A 16,018-nucleotide genomic window follows, 5' to 3' on the forward strand; every position below is an offset into this window, starting at 1 on the left:
GTATTGGAGTATCTCTATGAAAGCATGGAAACAGTATGCTTGCCTTACGGTAGTATTAAGCATTTCATTTTCAGCAAACGCATCAACGAACCTAAAAGTGTATGCAGCCTCTTCTATGACGAATGCGATTAACGAGATCGCGCAAAACTTTGAAGAAAAGTATGACGTTTCTATCACTCCCGTTTATGGTGGTTCTTCTGCTATCGCTCGACAAATTATCAATGGCGCACCAGCGGATGTATTCATTTCTGCGAACACGAAATGGATGGATTATTTGGTCGATAAAAATGTCATTTATCGTGACAATGTCACAAATCTAGTGCGCAATAGCTTAGTCTTGATTGCTCCTCAGTCTTCAGAATTAACCTCATTTAACTTTTCTGATGCAAAGGCATGGGAGAAGGCATTGCATGGAAATCGTCTTGCTTTAGGCAATCCGACGTCAGTACCTGCTGGTATGTACGCGAAAGAGTCATTGACTACACTGGGTGTATGGAAAGCGGTTCAAACTCACGTCGCACCAGCAAAGAATGTGCGCTTAGCTTTGGCGTTGGTTGAACGTGGAGAAGCGCCTTTAGGTGTGGTCTACAAAACCGATGCTCAGTTAACTGATAAAGTCAAAATTGTCGGCGAATTTGCGAGTGATACGCATGCGGCTATTGTTTACCCGGCAGCAATTGTGAATGATTCTACTGAGTCGGAGCAGTTCTTCCAGTACCTAAAATCGGACGAAGCCGCACGCGTTTTTGCTCAATATGGCTTTCAGCAATAAACCGGCCTTCAATTATAGGAACGAAGCGTGACAGAACTGGAATACCAAGCCTTAATGTTAAGCCTCAAAGTAGGCGCGTACGCAGTACTTTGGCTGATTCCTCTCGGCGTTTTTCTTGCTTGGCTACTTTCTCGAAAAACGTTCTTTGGTAAATCGATTCTCGATAGCTTAATTCATTTACCACTGGTATTGCCGCCAGTGGTAATCGGCTATTTATTGTTGATTTCTTTAGGACGACAAGGGTTCCTTGGAAAGTGGCTCTATGAAAACTTAGGGGTAGTATTTAGCTTTAATTGGAAAGGGGCAGTAGTCGCTTGTATTGTCGTGGCTTTGCCTTTGATGGTTCGTTCAGTACGCTTAAGCTTAGATAGCGTCGACCCTAAATTGGAGCACGCAGCCTCTACGTTAGGCGCTTCTCCTTTAAAAGTGTTTCTCACCGTCACGTTACCACTGACCGTTCCCGGAATTATTACGGGAACGATGCTGTCATTTGCTCGTAGTCTTGGCGAATTCGGGGCGACGATCAGTTTCGTCTCTAACATTCCGGGTGAGACCCAAACGATTCCGCTGGCAATGTACAACTTTATTGAAACGCCAGGTGCAGAAATGCAGGCGGCTCGTCTGTGTATCATTTCTATCGCGTTAGCCTTGTCTACATTAATGCTCTCTGAATGGCTAAATCGTAAAGCGGCAAGCAGATTGGGTGCGAAGCAATGACGATTAAAGTCCAATTTAAACAAATGCTTGGTGAGACTGACTTCGACATCAAACTTAAGTTACCCTGTAACGGAATTAGTGCCTTGTTTGGACGATCTGGTGCAGGTAAAACGACGTTGATTAACATCATCAGCGGATTGGTCACTCCAAGGCAAGGGTATGTTGCGGTTGGTGAGCATGTTTTGTTTGACAGTGAACAGGGAATTAACCTACCAACGCACAAGCGTGGTATTGGTTATGTGTTTCAGGATTCACGTTTGTTTCCTCACTATTCGGTTCAAGGCAATTTGTTATATGGCGTTAAAAAAAAAGATGACGAGTATTTTGATGCAGTCACCGAACTCTTGTCTATCAAACCGTTACTAAAGCGCTTTCCGGTATCACTTTCTGGTGGTGAAAAGCAACGTGTTGCGATTGCGCGCGCATTGCTATCTAAACCCAATTTGCTTTTGATGGATGAGCCACTTGCCTCACTCGATATGCCAAGAAAGCGTGAGGTAATGCCTTTTCTTGAGGAGTTGTCTGAGAAGGTAAATATCCCTATTATCTATGTCACACACAGTCTCCAGGAAATTTTAAGGCTTGCTCAGCACCTTGCAATTATTGACCAAGGTAAAATTTCGAGTTCAGGTAAGCTTGAGGAAGTGTGGGCTTCTCATGCTATGCGTCCATGGCAATCTTTCTCAGATCAAAGTAGCTTATTTGAAGGCCGGATTGCTGAACATCATGAACGTTATGCACTGACTTGTATCAGCCTTGCACCTAATGTACTCCTGTGGGTGCAAAAGATTGACGGAACACCAGACACGCCAATACGCTTGCAAGTGCGTGCCAACGACGTTTCTATCACGCTCGAGCAGCCCAAGGCGACGTCGATTCGAAATATTCTGCCTGCTATTGTCGATTCCATCGAAGTGTTTAACGCAGCCGATGACAAACAGAGTATTAATGTATCACTCAAGCTAGACGAGAAATGTTATTTGTGGGCAACGATCACACCGTGGGCCCTTGACGATCTCAACCTAAAAATTGGTAGCCGTGTTTTTGCACAAATTAAAGGTGTCAGTGTGACACAAAAAGATATGGCACTAGCGCCTCATTAACCGTTTAGACTGATTTACGCTTCATGATCAAAAAAGGCCGCAAAGTGCGGCCTTTGTTACTAGAAGAATGTCGGAATTACTTCGCGAATACTTCTTTGAATTCACGCTTAAGAAGTGGGTCACGACGTGCTTTCTTAAGTTGCTTAACCATGTCTTTCACACAGTTGTGAAGCACATTATCAAGTAGTTGAGCACGGTATTCTTCTTTATCTTCATCTGTCATGTTTTCTGGCAGATTAAGAGTCGGAAACTCTTCCATCACATTAATACCAGCGAATGCTTGGCCTACAGAAACTAGAGCATGAAACTGTTCAAAGTTGTCTAGAATGTTCTGTGCACTTGCTGGCATTTCGTCCCATGATTCACGTACCGCTTCTTCAGACACTTCATGGATAGAGGTAACCATTTCGAACATTTGCTCTGGAACTTCGTCAAATTCGATAACTTTACGTAGCTCTGGAGAAATGCTGGCTAGATCGATTTTTTTGCTTTCGCTGTTAGTTGCTTCTGACATGGTGTGTCTCTCATTACAAAAAGGCGGGAATATTAATACCAAATGCATCAAATAGCTATACCCATTAATCCACAAGATGACCAAAGTGAATGAGTTTGTTGAACTTCTGCTCACAGGCCATGATTAGATAGGGTAACGTCCAGTCTAACTGCTTTATGCAATGGATTCCGTGATATTCAAACAAAAATATAGCACTTAATTATGAGTCGAATGCAACAACTCTATGACTATGGTATATGTTTAATAAAGACATAATTAAAAATGGAACGCGTTATGCAACCGACAGGGACATCGATGCGAATCCTTCTGGTTGACGATGTTCAGCTAGACAGGATGCAGTTGGCTATTCGTCTAAAGCAACTTGGACATATTGTAAAAGCCGTAGGTAGTGGACTAGAGGCGTTAAATACCTACGAGAGTTTTGATCCGGAACTGGTGTTACTCGATATATCAATGCCAGATATGAACGGTTTTGAAGTCTCTCTTCATATAAGAGAAACGTTTCCGGATTGGATCCCTATTATTTTCTTGAGTAGTCACGAAGAGCCAGAAATGATTGCTAAAGCCATAGACGCGGGCGGTGATGACTATTTAATTAAGCCGGTAGATAAACTGGTACTGAACTCTAAACTTATCGCAATGCAGCGTATTGCTCATATGAGACGAGAGCTTAAGCAAGCGACAGCTCAATTGGAGCAAGTTAATCAACTTTTGACTCAGCAAGCGAATGAAGATGGCCTAACCAAACTCTATAACCGCCGTTATATCGACCATAAGTTGGAATCGATGGTTGCATGGCATGGCCGTCACAATATGCCAATGGCTTTGATTCTATTGGACGTCGATTTTTTTAAACCGTTTAATGATAATTACGGTCATATTGAAGGCGACCGTTGCTTGCAAGCGATTGCGAATCAACTAAAGGCGACGTTTTGTCGCTCTGGGGAATATGTAGGTCGATATGGTGGAGAAGAGTTTGTTGTGTTGCTAGGGTGTACCGACACTCAAACAGCAGAAAGAGAAGCCGAGCGTATACAAGAGGCTATGTATTTTCTCGATTACCCACATGAGTATTCTAGTGTGTCAAATAGAGTGACAGTGTCACAGGGTGTTTTTGTTTTTCAACCAACAGGGAAAGAAGTGCAATCAGACTTGTATGCAACCGTTGATAAAGCACTATATACATCAAAATCTTTGGGAAGAAACACACATACTGTAGTTAATTCTTTTTAAAACAAAGTCTTATGAATACCACTTTTTTGTTGCGTTGTCACGTTTTGGTAATTCTTTTAAAGTTAACTCAAGTAAGATAAGCAAACAATACGAACGGATGTCGCAATCGGGCGTATACCTTATACCTTTGATTAGATAGATAACATCGGGATAGTGGCAACGATGAGTGCAGTTGTTATGCTGATGGGGAAGTTCGGTTTTGTTTTAAACCCGGACAAGCTTGTTAACTTTCACTATTGGTGAGGGTCTAACGAAGCTTTATGCAGTTACGTCCGGCCTTTTTCGCTTTGTAAAGTGCTTCGTCCGCTAATTTAATGACGTCCAGAGGAGCTTGCCCATTCCGGCTATCAGCAACTCCGAAACTTGCGGTAACAAAAACCGACTTTCTTTTCGAACTGTTGCTACCACGACGTTTTTGTCCTTGTTTATGGTTCTCAGGGCGAGATTCTTCATCGCGTAATATCATCTCGTATTCTGCAATCGATTTGCGAGCTTCTTCCAAAAAGTTCTTACATTCGTCAGCGTATTTGCCTTTAAAAACGATGGTAAATTCTTCTCCGCCAAATCGATAAACTTTTGCGCCGCCTGGGGTTTTAGTGAGGCGCGAAGCGACCATTTTTAGAACGTCATCACCAGTATCGTGACCGTAGGTGTCGTTAAACTTTTTAAAATGGTCAACATCAAGCATTGCGATCGTGAACTTCTTACCCATGTGTTTTAGATCGAGATCAAGTGCACGTCTGCTCGGAATCAGCGTTAGGCTATCGGTGAAAGCCAGTTGATGGCTAGCGGAAGCGGCATAAATAATGATAAGCAGCCCTGTTAGCGTAAACATGGTGCTTGATATGTACTGCACATCAAAGAAAATGAACGTCGCAGACGCCAATACCATGGCAGAGTAGGTCATCGCATGGATAATTTCATTCTTCTTTAAAACAAGGATTCCAAGAAAACAGACAATACCCACGCAATATAAAACAAGAATTAAAGGCAGTTTAGAGACCGTCGGTACAATAAATAAAATACCGCTTGTCCATTGTTCAAACCCTCCTTCAACGTAATATGCTAGCGTTAGATAAGACCAAAGAGCGAACATTGCTAACATCAAGATGTAAGTCAACATGGCTCTGGAGTCAAAACCTTCTTTACTAAACAAAAATACCGTAAGAAACGAGACAGGAAGTAACGTGGCTAAAATGGTTAGCTCAAGTAAAGCGGTACCACTTTGAAGCGGGACTTGTAGGCGGTGCTGTATCACGAAATAGGCTAGCAACATTGCCAAGCACACCATGGACTCTCTGCCTTGCTTAAATGAATAACAAAGGAGTAGCGCACAACCTAATAGTATGTACGGCAAGTTTGCGGCAATGCCCCAGTTTGCCTGAGTCATCTGAATAATGCTGTCCATGCCCGAACTCACTATGCCCAGTAGCAAAAAAGGGAATAAGAATCTGAAGCCTGATGAAGTCATTGACGATGAGGACATCTATTACAAACTGCCTGAAAATAGTTGACTATATAATTGGTTAGGTAAATCGTTTTATCAATATGGATATTTATCCGTTATTGAATTTCGAACTTTGAGAACTAGCAAGAATACGTCTATTTGTTCCTTTTCCCAAGTATTTTGGAAGACATTACGGCAAAAAGAGAGAGATTGATTAAATTAAGAGCAATCAATAAGTTGTTATAAACAAGTCGTTGCTATACTCATTTCATAGGAAAAAGGAGATTTACAGATGCAGATAAGCTCAGATGTGCACAATTACATGGAAACATTAGTAGGCCAGGTTCTCAGTTTGCCCGAATTTTTAGAACAGTATGACAACGAACAGTTAGCCGATATTGCTTGCCTTGCGCTTATCCAGCTCAAGCCTGTCTATATCCGTCATGATATTGATTTTTTGTCTTCACTTCCTGAACAAAAATTAAGCCAGTTTAAGCAAAGCGCGGATATAGCGGTGAAAAACGCCGCAGAAATGGTGAAAGAAGACAGGCGTAAGAACCGAGAGTATGATGTGCCTGTAATTTTTTCCCATACTAGTTATGATGATGACAAAGAGTTGGATTGGTATGAAAAACCGATCCTTAACGTTAATATCAAGTAAGAGTCGCTCAGTTGACTAGTGAGTTGACCCAAGGAGGAATCGTGGGATTTTTTTCGCGTTTGTTTGGTGGTAGTGAGAAAACCGCTGAAGCTAAAACTATCGAGCCAGTTGAGTATAAAGGTTTCTTTATTTACCCAGAGAGCCTTTCAGAGGGCGGACAATATCGCATCGCTGGTCGAATAGAAAAGCATGACAATGATGAAGTGAAAACACATCGGTTTATTCGCTCCGATTTACTTGGCTCAGAGCAAGATGCCAATGACCTTATGTTGAAGAAATCTCAAATGTTTATTGATCAAATGGGCGATAAAATCTTCGACTAGCAATTTACTGCAATTTGATTCCAGTCATCTTAAAAAGAGCCATTAGTGTATATGCTAGTGGTTCTTTCTTTTTAACGCTTAAATCTCTGTTAAGTCAGTATTTAATCGTTACCTGGTTAGACCTCAGTCTAGTACGGTGTTGCGTTGTTATTTTTCGAGCACAGAGCGACAATCATTCATTACTTAGCGTTATATGTAATGAAATTTAGTATTTAAATTACAAAACACTTGAAGTAATGAGACGCGTTCGATACAAACAGAATAATAACAGGGCTGTTAGTCAAGGTGTTATTGTGCAAATGGGTGTCCCCAAACATCATCTTTCGTTTGCAATTGTCTTGCGTGGTAAACAGATAGAAATAAAAAAGAATTAGAGTAGAGCGACGCTCTGTTTTGGGACTAATTTATTGATATGTATACAAGGAGTATGCGTTTTGCAAATCGGTGTACCTAAAGAGATACTCGCGGGTGAATCGCGAGTGGCTGCATCGCCGAAGTCGGTTGAGCAGTTAATAAAATTGGGATTCGATGTCGCGATTGAATCCCAAGCGGGGGTGCTAGCGAGTTTCGATGATGCCGCTTATGAAGCAGCTGGTGCGAAAATCGTTTCTAGTGAAGAAGTTTGGGCATCTGGCCTTATTTTAAAAGTTAATGCGCCAATTGTGGATGATGAGCAAGGCATTGACGAAATTGCGTTACTGCAAGATGGATCAACACTGGTTAGCTTTATTTGGCCGGCTCAAAATGCTGAGTTGATGGAACAACTTTCAAGTAAGAACATTAACGTTCTTGCCATGGATTCCGTTCCTCGTATCTCACGTGCACAAGCCTTAGACGCGCTATCTTCGATGGCTAATATCGCTGGTTATCGTGCAGTGGTTGAGGCAGCTCATGAGTTTGGTCGTTTCTTTACAGGTCAAATTACGGCTGCCGGTAAAGTACCTCCAGCGAAAGTATTGGTTGCGGGTGCTGGCGTCGCTGGCTTGGCGGCTATCGGTGCTGCAGGTAGCTTAGGTGCCATTGTCCGTGCGTTTGACGTCCGCCCAGAAGTAAAAGAGCAAGTTGAATCGATGGGCGCTGAGTTCCTGACCGTTGACTTTCAAGAAGAGTCAGGCTCTGGGGATGGCTACGCAAAAGAAATGTCTGATGACTTCAACAAAAAAGCGGCAGAATTATACGCAGAGCAAGCTAAAGATGTTGATATCATTATTACGACCGCGCTCATCCCTGGTAAACCTGCGCCGAAGTTGATCACCAAAGAAATGGTCGACAGCATGAAAGCGGGCAGTGTAATTGTTGACTTGGCAGCCGCTAATGGCGGTAACTGTGAATATACAGTGAAAGACCAAGTTATCATGACGGATAACGGGGTAAAAATTGTTGGTTACACTGACATGGTTGGTCGTTTGCCTACACAATCTTCTCAGCTTTACGCGACAAACCTTGTTAACCTTCTAAAACTGCTGTGTAAAGAGAAAGATGGCAACATCAATATTGATTTTGAAGATGTTGTTATCCGTGGCATTACCGTGGTGAAAGAAGGTGAAGTTACTTGGCCAGCGCCACCAATTCAGGTTTCAGCTCAGCCGCAAGTGAAACAAGAACAGCCTGCGAAGCCAGAGCCTAAAGTAGAAGAACCTACGTCTCCAACGAAGAAAATTATTGGTGTGGCAGCGGCTGTTGGAGCCTTTGCATGGGTTGCATCGGTTGCTCCGGCAGCGTTTCTTTCTCACTTTACTGTATTTGTTCTAGCGTGTGTTGTCGGATACTACGTAGTATGGAATGTTACCCATGCACTTCATACTCCACTAATGTCAGTAACGAATGCTATCTCTGGCATTATTGTCGTTGGTGCATTACTGCAAATTGGACAAGGTAATGGCGTCGTTTCATTCCTATCTTTTATTGCCGTATTGATCGCGAGTATCAATATCTTCGGTGGTTTCACCGTCACCAAGCGTATGCTTGAAATGTTCCGCAAAGATAAATAGGAGTCACAATGTCTGCAGGATTAGTACAAGCAGCTTACATTGTTGCTGCATTATTTTTCATCATGAGTTTGGCGGGACTTTCAAAGCAAGAGTCTGCTCGTAATGGTAACTACTACGGTATCGCTGGTATGACGATCGCGCTGATAGCGACGATCTTTAGCCCAGATGCGCAAGGTTTTGGTTGGATCATTATCGCGATGGCGATAGGTGGTGCGATCGGTATTTTCTATGCGAAGAAAGTAGAAATGACCGAGATGCCAGAACTGGTTGCGATTCTACACAGCTTTGTAGGTTTAGCTGCGGTTTTAGTTGGCTACAACAGTTACCTAGATGCGCCAGAAGCAGCAACACATGCTGAGCATGTTATCCACCTTGTAGAAGTATTCTTGGGTGTGTTCATCGGTGCCGTAACTTTCACCGGTTCAATTGTCGCATTTGGTAAGCTGCGTGGTGTGATTTCTTCGTCGCCACTTAACCTGCCTCATAAGCACAAAATGAACCTCGCAGCGGTTGTTATTTCTACGCTTCTTATGATCTACTTCGTAAAAGCAGATGGCAGCATGTTCGCTCTTATTGTGATGACTTTGATCGCGTTCGCATTCGGCTACCATTTAGTCGCTTCAATCGGTGGTGCTGATATGCCAGTTGTTGTCTCTATGTTGAACTCATACTCAGGTTGGGCAGCAGCGGCAGCAGGTTTCATGCTCGCAAATGATCTATTGATTGTAACAGGTGCTTTGGTAGGTTCATCAGGTGCGATTCTTTCTTACATCATGTGTAAAGCAATGAACCGTTCGTTTATCAGTGTTATTGCCGGTGGTTTTGGTCAAGAGATAGTGATTTCAGGTGACGAAGAGCAGGGCGAATATCGTGAAACAACGGCTGAAGAAGTTGCAGAGATGTTGAAGAACTCAAAATCAGTAATCATCACTCCAGGATATGGCATGGCAGTAGCTCAGGCACAATACCCTGTTCATGAAATTACTGATGTACTTCGTTCACAAGGTATTGAAGTTCGCTTTGGGATTCACCCAGTAGCGGGTCGTCTACCGGGGCATATGAATGTGTTACTCGCTGAAGCAAAAGTACCGTATGATATCGTTCTTGAAATGGATGAAATCAATGATGACTTTGCAGAAACCGATACCGTATTGGTTATCGGTGCTAACGATACGGTCAACCCAGCCGCACTGGAAGATCCGAACAGCCCAATCGCTGGTATGCCCGTATTGGAGGTATGGAACGCGAAAAACGTAGTGGTATTCAAGCGCTCAATGAACACTGGTTACGCAGGAGTACAGAACCCACTGTTCTTCAAAGAAAATACATCAATGCTATTTGGTGATGCGAAAGAAAGTGTTGAGTCTATTTTTAAAGCACTTTAACCATTCTTGATTTAAAACTATACAGGGTCAGCAATCGCTGGCCCTTTTTTGTTCCGTTTCAATGTTATAGTAATGCAAATCCTTCTGTTAGCAGATGTCAATTGCTTGTAGATTGATGTATAGTTTTGGCTAATGTAACAAGTGACGGTAACAGTTTGATTAAAAAGTTTTTGCTCGGTTTTGCAACTGTATTGCCGCTTTTTTCGGCACCTGCATTTTCCGATTCACTACCAGAAAGAATAGATACGTTTACAGAGCTATTTAACTATGAAGTAGCTCTTAAGTCGTACGATATTCGTATTCTGCAATCAAATTATCCTACCAAGTTACTTGCGCCAGATTCGCTTCTGCCGCAAACGTCTGACTATCCGTTAAAAGATATCCAACAGCTTTACAGCTTGGCGAATACTTGTCGTGGCAAATTACCATTAAGTCCTTTAATTACTGAGCCTTTAGTATTTACAAGAGCGATTTGTAAAGGGACGCAGCTGACACCTCGTTGGTTCTCGCGTAGTGGTCTCATTCACCCTGGTGGTGGGACGTACGCGGCACGTTATGTGGATAAGTATCCAGAACTCAAACCCAAACTATCTCAGTACATGCATATAAAAGAGCGTGATAACGAGGAAGGGGATGAGTTGCTAGAAAGCTTGAAAAACATGGATGACGACGCCATTAATGCTTTGATTGCAGGCGCGAGCATGTTTATTGAAGGTAACGAACTTTGGCTAAGACGTGGTGACCGTTACTTTGTTTTCGAGAAAGATATCTGGCAAGAGAACGTAGCGAATGCGGGTCTGTCATACGCTCTAGCCTCTCAAAGCAAAAGTTGCTTTGTTAAACGAGGCAATATTTGTTGGGATGTAGAAGATCACTCGCAAGTTCTGCGGATCAGTATGATCATACTGGTAATCGCCAATATTCTTTTGGTGATTGGTTGGGCGGTGTACCGTTGGAATAGCAAGCGAGAAGAACTACGTAGTAGAATGCTCGTGTTGCAAATTTTAACGCATGAGCTCAGAACACCGATTGCATCTCTGTCACTAACGGTTGAAGGCTTTCGTCGAGAGTTCGAGCATTTGCCTGAAAGTGTGTATGACGAATTCCGCAGATTGTGTGAAGATACGCGCCGCCTGCGTCAATTGGCAGAAGCAAGTAAAGATTATTTGCAATCTGATAACCAAATGCTTGCAACAGACTGGGTACCATCCGTTGCAGATTGGTTAGAATTTAAGATCGAAGAAGAATTTGATAGTGCCGTGCTTTTTAACATCAATGAAGATGTGGCTGCTAAAGTTAATGTGTACTGGTTAGGAACTTGTATCGATAACTTGCTTCGTAATGCGCTTAAGTACGGTGTCGCACCGGTTGAATTGGATGTCTCAACTAGTGAAGAAAAAATAGTATTCCAAGTCCGAGATGCAGGAGGCCTAACGGCTAAAGATTGGGCAAATTTGAAGAAACCGTTCGTAAGTAAGAGCGGGTTAGGACTTGGATTAACAATCGTTGAATCTATGGTAGGCCGCATGGGCGGAAAAATGTCCTTAATGGGACCACCTACAACTTTTATATTGGAGATACCTTGTGAAACAGACACTGCTTCTCGTTGAGGACGATAAAAACTTGGCTGACGGCCTGTTAGTAAGCCTGGAACAAGCAGGATATGAGTGTTTACATGTGGAGCGTATTGCAGACGTAGAGCCACAATGGAAAAAAGCTGACTTGGTAATTCTCGATCGCCAACTCCCAGATGGTGACTCTGTACAATGTCTCCCAGAATGGAAACAGATTAAAGACGTACCAGTTATCTTGTTAACGGCACTTGTTACCGTAAAAGATAAAGTTGCAGGCCTTGATTCCGGCGCGAACGACTACTTAACAAAGCCTTTTGCTGAGGCGGAGCTTTTTGCGAGAATCCGTGCACAGCTACGAGCACCGGATTCAGCAGAACAAAGCAACGCTGATAAAGTGATTACAAAAGACTTAGAGATTGACCGCTCGACTCGTGAAGTGACTTATAAAGACGAGCTAATTACGCTTACTCGAACAGAGTTTGATTTGCTGCTATTTTTGGCGTCAAACTTAGGTCGCGTGTTTACTCGTGATGAGCTACTTGACCACGTTTGGGGTTACAATCATTTCCCGACAACACGTACGGTTGATACACATGTACTACAGCTTCGTCAAAAACTGCCAGGACTGGAAATTGAAACACTTCGTGGTGTTGGCTACAAGATGAAAGCATAAGTCGTAATGAAAATACTACTCCCTGTAGTTGTCTCATTAGCGTTAGTGAAACCAGTCCATGCGATGGACTGGTTTCAAACTAACACGCCTTTAACACAGGCACATCAACACTTACTTGAAGATGATCTTGCGGGTATGTTCAACTCTCTTGTTGAACTCTGGCAAACGGAACCAAGTAAAGATTTGACTCCTCACCTTAATGATCTTCTTGGTCAGTCACTATCTAAAAACTGTGGCAAGGCTCTCACTGGTGTAACGCTGCCTGATTGGATAAGTGGTGTGAACGTTATTCGTCAGACTATTCAAAGCCCTGGGCGAGATACATTTAGATTGGTAATCAAGCTAAGAGCTACAACTGACATCGAAAATATTTCATTTAATCGATGGGTGGATGATTCTATATCCGCGGACAGTTCATTCAGCTATGAACAACAGCCGAGCGGGACAGAACTTGCCAACGAGCGTAGCTACTCGAAACGCTATAACTTAACAGGTAAACTTGAAGCTGGTTTATATCACTTAACCGTTGTTTCTACTGATAAACAAGAGTATCGAACTTGGGTAATACTTGGAGATTCAAACTCTTCTCAATATGTTCGTTGGACATCTAAAGAGAATTGGAAAGTAGAAAAGAGCGCACTTCGTAATCCCCATTGTCCATTACCGCAACTTGAAGTCGGTTTGTATGACTACATTGATGGCCAGTACGAGCAAATGTGGAAAAAGACTTACGAGTCTAACTATCCAAATTCATTGGAGCTAGCGGGTGTCCCAAACGATAGATACGTATTGGCGGTAAGTATCAATAGTCGCCGTTGGCAGGGCGATATAATTGTTGAGCAGGCTCAAACTATTAGCCGAACCTATGATCTTTCCCAGGAAGAATAGTTAAAGAAATACTACTTGTGCCGATAAAGGTTCAGGACGAACTAAAATCACAAGTGTAGTATGAAAAACAAATATAAAATTCTTGCCACTTCTGTTGCTACTATTCTTTTCACTAATGCTGCCTCTGCTGCTACTTATGCGATAGAGGCTCGTAGTGATGCAATGGGTGGCGTTGGTACCGTATCAGCAACTTATCTAACTGCGCCTTTTTTCAACCCCGCTCTTACTGCGATTTATCGCCGAAATGACGATGCAGGCATGATCGTGCCAAGTTTTGGTGGCAGCTACGATGATCAATATGATCTAGTTGATGAGATCGAACGCATCAGCAAATTGGCAGACGTCGATGAAATCAAAAAATCGATGGATGCTATCGATGGGAAAAAGACAGACTTTGATCTTGGTGGTGTCGTTGCCATTGGTATTCCCAACAAATTCTTATCTGCAACTGCATACGGTAAGTTATACACTGAATCATTCGTACAACCAAATGTTGATACCTCAGGTACTAATCCATTAGATGATAGCTATGTACAAGGTGTTTCTATTGGCGTGGCTGAAGCTGGTATTTCACTTGCTAAATACACTAATTTCATGAACCAACACCTTTCTTTTGGTGTTACTCCTAAACTTCAGCGTATATACACGTACTCATACGCCACGAGTTTTCAGAATTTTGATACTAAAGACTTACGTGAAAATGAGACCGCGGAAACGATGTTTAACTTAGACGCAGGCGCACTTTGGTTCTTTGGCCCATATCGTCTCGGTATTTCAGCGAAAAATTTGATCGGAAGAGACGTTAAAACAAAATCATTCCAATATGGCAGCGATACGATAAAATCATACGAATATAGCATGCGTCCTGTATACACCGTTGGGGCAGGGATTGTTGCCGATTACTTTACGATGAGTGTTGACTACGATCTTAACGAAGAAAAACGTTTTTCATCCTTTGATGATAATACGCAGATGATTCGAGCTGGTATTGAGTTTGATATTTTGCGTCAAATGGCATTACGAGCAGGGTATATGAAGAACTTAGCTCGAAGTAATGACGAAGGAACCATTACTGCTGGTATCGGGTTGTCCCCACTTAAGTTGTTCGAATTGGATATCGCAGCTCAGTACACAAACGAGAACGCTATGGGTGCATCCATTAATTTCCTTGCGACCTATTAATTGAATCGTTATAGTCAGCTCCTCAAAATGAGGAGCTTTTTATGTTTGACGATTTACCCCCTCTATCTCACCAAGAGCAACAACAAGCTGTAGAGAGAATTCAAGAATTGATGGCGAAGGGCACAAGTACTGCAGAAGCTATCAAAATTGTTGCAGAACGGATTCGATCTGAGTACGCAGAAAAACAACAGCAACAAAACTAATCAATTCATGGACAGGGCATACGCCCTGTTTTTTTGCCTTTCTATTTTCTATTCCTTTACACTCCCAAACACCACCCTGGTTACGCTGTAACTAAAATTTACTATACCTCTATGATTGTAATCTTGTGCAATTACCTTTAAAACTAAATAGCGGGTTAGTAAAATTTTACCTCATCATATTAACCTTGGCTTACACAGTGCAGGTAGTTAGGCATTTTTTAAAGAACTTATAAGTTAAACTCTATTATATCAATTGTTTACCTCGGTCTTTTAATCTGCCAACCATATTGGTCGCGATTGATCTTGTAATTTAATTACAAAGCCCAAGAGAGCTTCGTTCTCAGACAGAAGATTATGCTAAAAAAAGAAAAAAGAGACACCGTAACTTATAACGATAATTAAACCAGAGTTATTAAATAAGCGATATAAGAACAGTAAGCACTCGCAGACATATGTAATAGATGAATCGAAATTCATCTTATTGAGCTGCTTTTTTAGCCGAAATACGTCTCCTGGATTTGAGCGGAGCGTTACATATTGAATATGCTTAATCTAAAGTAGTTTTACTAAACTAGGCGACGTTGAAGTGGGTAATATGAATCCTCAAGAGTAGTAGAAATCAAGAGCAGTAACGCGCATTACAACGTAACGTTTCCTGGCATCCTTCCTGTTAAATAGTCCGATAATTAGAGAAGAAATTGGAAAAACATCGTTGATCTTTGGATGAGAGGAAGCAACAAGGTTGTAATGAAAACTATTTGCCTGTTTTACACTAAACTCCTTTAACTATCATGTAGCAGTAGTTTTGATGTTGTGTTCGCTCTATGTGGACTAGACTTAATATGAGAACAAAAACTAACCTAGGGAGGAATGATGGGTTATAAGCACGTTTTGGTTGCTGTCGACTTATCTCAATCTAGCCAAGCCGTTATCGAAAAAGCAATAATGCAAGCAGATAACTCAAGCAGCAAACTCTCATTTGTTTACGTAGATGTTGATCGCATAGTCATGGAAGCGAAGGAAGAGCAAGAATTGGAAAGAAGGCTGCAAGAGCTCGCTGATAAATGCTTATATCCAGTAAACGAGACCATGGTAGTAATCGGCGATCTTCATATAAAACTATCGGGAATCGTCAAAAAAGAGGGGATAGACTTAGTTGTATGTGGTCATCATCACAACTTATTGAGTCGCTTTTTTTCATCGATACCAAAGGTTGTGAACGAGGTTGAAGCTGATTTATTAATCGTCTATTTAGACGAGTGATCGACAACTCTTGTTCGCACTCATCATTTTTTGTCACTAACAAGCCGAACGTTTATGTTCGGCTTGGTGTATCGGTGATAATAAAAGTT

General features: G+C 42.1%; 16 protein-coding genes. 14 read left to right on the top strand and 2 right to left on the bottom strand.

Annotation, left to right across the window (positions count from 1 at the left end):
• The first annotated feature begins 16 nt into the window (after positions 1 to 16).
• From modA to modC, 3 genes are read left to right on the top strand one after another with little or no spacing between them, the layout of a single operon-like run.
• Positions 17 to 772 (top strand): molybdate ABC transporter substrate-binding protein, encoded by a 756-nt coding sequence (gene modA / locus IJ23_RS18705; protein ID WP_033907056.1) that lies wholly within the window; start codon positions 17 to 19, stop codon positions 770 to 772.
• 27 nt (positions 773 to 799) lie between these two features.
• Positions 800 to 1,489, top strand: coding sequence for a molybdate ABC transporter permease subunit (gene modB, locus IJ23_RS18710; RefSeq protein WP_033907057.1), 690 nt, complete (start codon positions 800 to 802; stop codon positions 1,487 to 1,489).
• A complete protein-coding gene (modC, locus tag IJ23_RS18715) occupies positions 1,486 to 2,592 on the top strand; it encodes a molybdenum ABC transporter ATP-binding protein ModC (RefSeq protein ID WP_033907058.1) in 1,107 nt (368 codons plus the stop codon). Before modB ends, modC begins: the two co-directional genes overlap by 4 nt.
• A 76-nt stretch (positions 2,593 to 2,668) precedes the next feature.
• Here the strand turns inward: modC and IJ23_RS18720 are convergent, their stop codons facing one another.
• Entirely contained in the window at positions 2,669 to 3,106 is a 438-nt protein-coding gene (locus tag IJ23_RS18720; RefSeq protein WP_005376232.1) for a DUF3069 domain-containing protein, read from the bottom strand.
• A gap of 273 nt (positions 3,107 to 3,379) precedes the next feature.
• Between IJ23_RS18720 and IJ23_RS18725 the strand changes: the two genes are divergently transcribed.
• Complete coding sequence (locus tag IJ23_RS18725; RefSeq protein WP_017634619.1) at positions 3,380 to 4,339, top strand: GGDEF domain-containing response regulator; 960 nt, start codon at positions 3,380 to 3,382, stop codon at positions 4,337 to 4,339.
• A 247-nt stretch (positions 4,340 to 4,586) separates the two neighbouring features.
• On the opposite strand, the gene IJ23_RS18730 is transcribed toward IJ23_RS18725, so the two are convergent.
• Complete coding sequence (locus IJ23_RS18730; protein WP_033907059.1) at positions 4,587 to 5,825, bottom strand: GGDEF domain-containing protein; 1,239 nt, start codon at positions 5,823 to 5,825, stop codon at positions 4,587 to 4,589.
• Positions 5,826 to 6,078: 253 nt separating this feature from the next.
• On the opposite strand from IJ23_RS18730, the gene IJ23_RS18735 reads away from it, so the two are divergent.
• The 10 genes from IJ23_RS18735 to IJ23_RS18775 all read left to right on the top strand — a co-directional run bounded on the left by IJ23_RS18735 (position 6,079) and on the right by IJ23_RS18775 (position 15,929).
• The gene (locus IJ23_RS18735; protein ID WP_005376241.1) at positions 6,079 to 6,447 is read left to right on the top strand and encodes a late competence development ComFB family protein; all 369 of its coding nucleotides are present in this window, start codon (positions 6,079 to 6,081) and stop codon (positions 6,445 to 6,447) included.
• Positions 6,448 to 6,488: 41 nt separating this feature from the next.
• Entirely contained in the window at positions 6,489 to 6,770 is a 282-nt protein-coding gene (locus tag IJ23_RS18740; RefSeq protein WP_017634616.1) for an HlyU family transcriptional regulator, read from the top strand.
• A gap of 434 nt (positions 6,771 to 7,204) precedes the next feature.
• On the top strand, positions 7,205 to 8,761 hold the full coding sequence (locus IJ23_RS18745) for a Re/Si-specific NAD(P)(+) transhydrogenase subunit alpha (RefSeq protein WP_033907060.1): 1,557 nt from the start codon (positions 7,205 to 7,207) through the stop codon (positions 8,759 to 8,761).
• 8 nt (positions 8,762 to 8,769) lie between these two features.
• Positions 8,770 to 10,146 (top strand): Re/Si-specific NAD(P)(+) transhydrogenase subunit beta, encoded by a 1,377-nt coding sequence (gene pntB / locus IJ23_RS18750; RefSeq protein ID WP_005376248.1) that lies wholly within the window; start codon positions 8,770 to 8,772, stop codon positions 10,144 to 10,146.
• Positions 10,147 to 10,301: 155 nt separating this feature from the next.
• Complete coding sequence (gene vxrA, locus IJ23_RS18755) at positions 10,302 to 11,756, top strand: sensor histidine kinase VxrA (RefSeq protein ID WP_025767766.1); 1,455 nt, start codon at positions 10,302 to 10,304, stop codon at positions 11,754 to 11,756.
• A complete protein-coding gene (gene vxrB, locus IJ23_RS18760) occupies positions 11,731 to 12,393 on the top strand; it encodes a response regulator transcription factor VxrB (RefSeq protein WP_005376251.1) in 663 nt (220 codons plus the stop codon). Before vxrA ends, vxrB begins: the two co-directional genes overlap by 26 nt.
• A 6-nt stretch (positions 12,394 to 12,399) precedes the next feature.
• On the top strand, positions 12,400 to 13,281 hold the full coding sequence (locus IJ23_RS18765) for a DUF2861 family protein (protein WP_033907061.1): 882 nt from the start codon (positions 12,400 to 12,402) through the stop codon (positions 13,279 to 13,281).
• 60 nt (positions 13,282 to 13,341) lie between these two features.
• Positions 13,342 to 14,463: a conjugal transfer protein TraF gene (locus tag IJ23_RS18770; protein ID WP_033907062.1), complete on the top strand. Its 1,122-nt coding sequence runs from the start codon at positions 13,342 to 13,344 to the stop codon at positions 14,461 to 14,463.
• A gap of 41 nt (positions 14,464 to 14,504) precedes the next feature.
• The gene (locus IJ23_RS24325) at positions 14,505 to 14,666 is read left to right on the top strand and encodes a YoaH family protein (RefSeq protein ID WP_005376257.1); all 162 of its coding nucleotides are present in this window, start codon (positions 14,505 to 14,507) and stop codon (positions 14,664 to 14,666) included.
• An 873-nt stretch (positions 14,667 to 15,539) separates the two neighbouring features.
• Positions 15,540 to 15,929 (top strand): universal stress protein, encoded by a 390-nt coding sequence (locus IJ23_RS18775; RefSeq protein ID WP_017634770.1) that lies wholly within the window; start codon positions 15,540 to 15,542, stop codon positions 15,927 to 15,929.
• The last annotated feature ends 89 nt before the right edge of the window (positions 15,930 to 16,018 follow it).

It is taken from the genome of Vibrio sp. OY15, from assembly GCF_000742455.1.
Taxonomy (GTDB): Bacteria; Pseudomonadota; Gammaproteobacteria; order Enterobacterales; family Vibrionaceae; genus Vibrio; species Vibrio alginolyticus.

Bases quoted from the DNA above. Each gene is read 5' to 3' on its own strand.
- IJ23_RS18720 (WP_005376232.1), bottom strand. From the start codon at position 3,106: ATGTCAGAAGCAACTAACAGCGAAAGCAAAAAAATCGATCTAGCCAGC.
- IJ23_RS18770 (WP_033907062.1), top strand. From the start codon at position 13,342: ATGAAAAACAAATATAAAATTCTTGCCACTTCTGTTGCTACTATTCTT.
- modC (WP_033907058.1), top strand. From the start codon at position 1,486: ATGACGATTAAAGTCCAATTTAAACAAATGCTTGGTGAGACTGACTTC.
- IJ23_RS24325 (WP_005376257.1), top strand. From the start codon at position 14,505: ATGTTTGACGATTTACCCCCTCTATCTCACCAAGAGCAACAACAAGCT.
- IJ23_RS18725 (WP_017634619.1), top strand. From the start codon at position 3,380: ATGCAACCGACAGGGACATCGATGCGAATCCTTCTGGTTGACGATGTT.
- IJ23_RS18730 (WP_033907059.1), bottom strand. From the start codon at position 5,825: ATGTCCTCATCGTCAATGACTTCATCAGGCTTCAGATTCTTATTCCCT.
- IJ23_RS18735 (WP_005376241.1), top strand. From the start codon at position 6,079: ATGCAGATAAGCTCAGATGTGCACAATTACATGGAAACATTAGTAGGC.
- modA (WP_033907056.1), top strand. From the start codon at position 17: ATGAAAGCATGGAAACAGTATGCTTGCCTTACGGTAGTATTAAGCATT.
- IJ23_RS18765 (WP_033907061.1), top strand. From the start codon at position 12,400: ATGAAAATACTACTCCCTGTAGTTGTCTCATTAGCGTTAGTGAAACCA.
- pntB (WP_005376248.1), top strand. From the start codon at position 8,770: ATGTCTGCAGGATTAGTACAAGCAGCTTACATTGTTGCTGCATTATTT.
- IJ23_RS18775 (WP_017634770.1), top strand. From the start codon at position 15,540: ATGGGTTATAAGCACGTTTTGGTTGCTGTCGACTTATCTCAATCTAGC.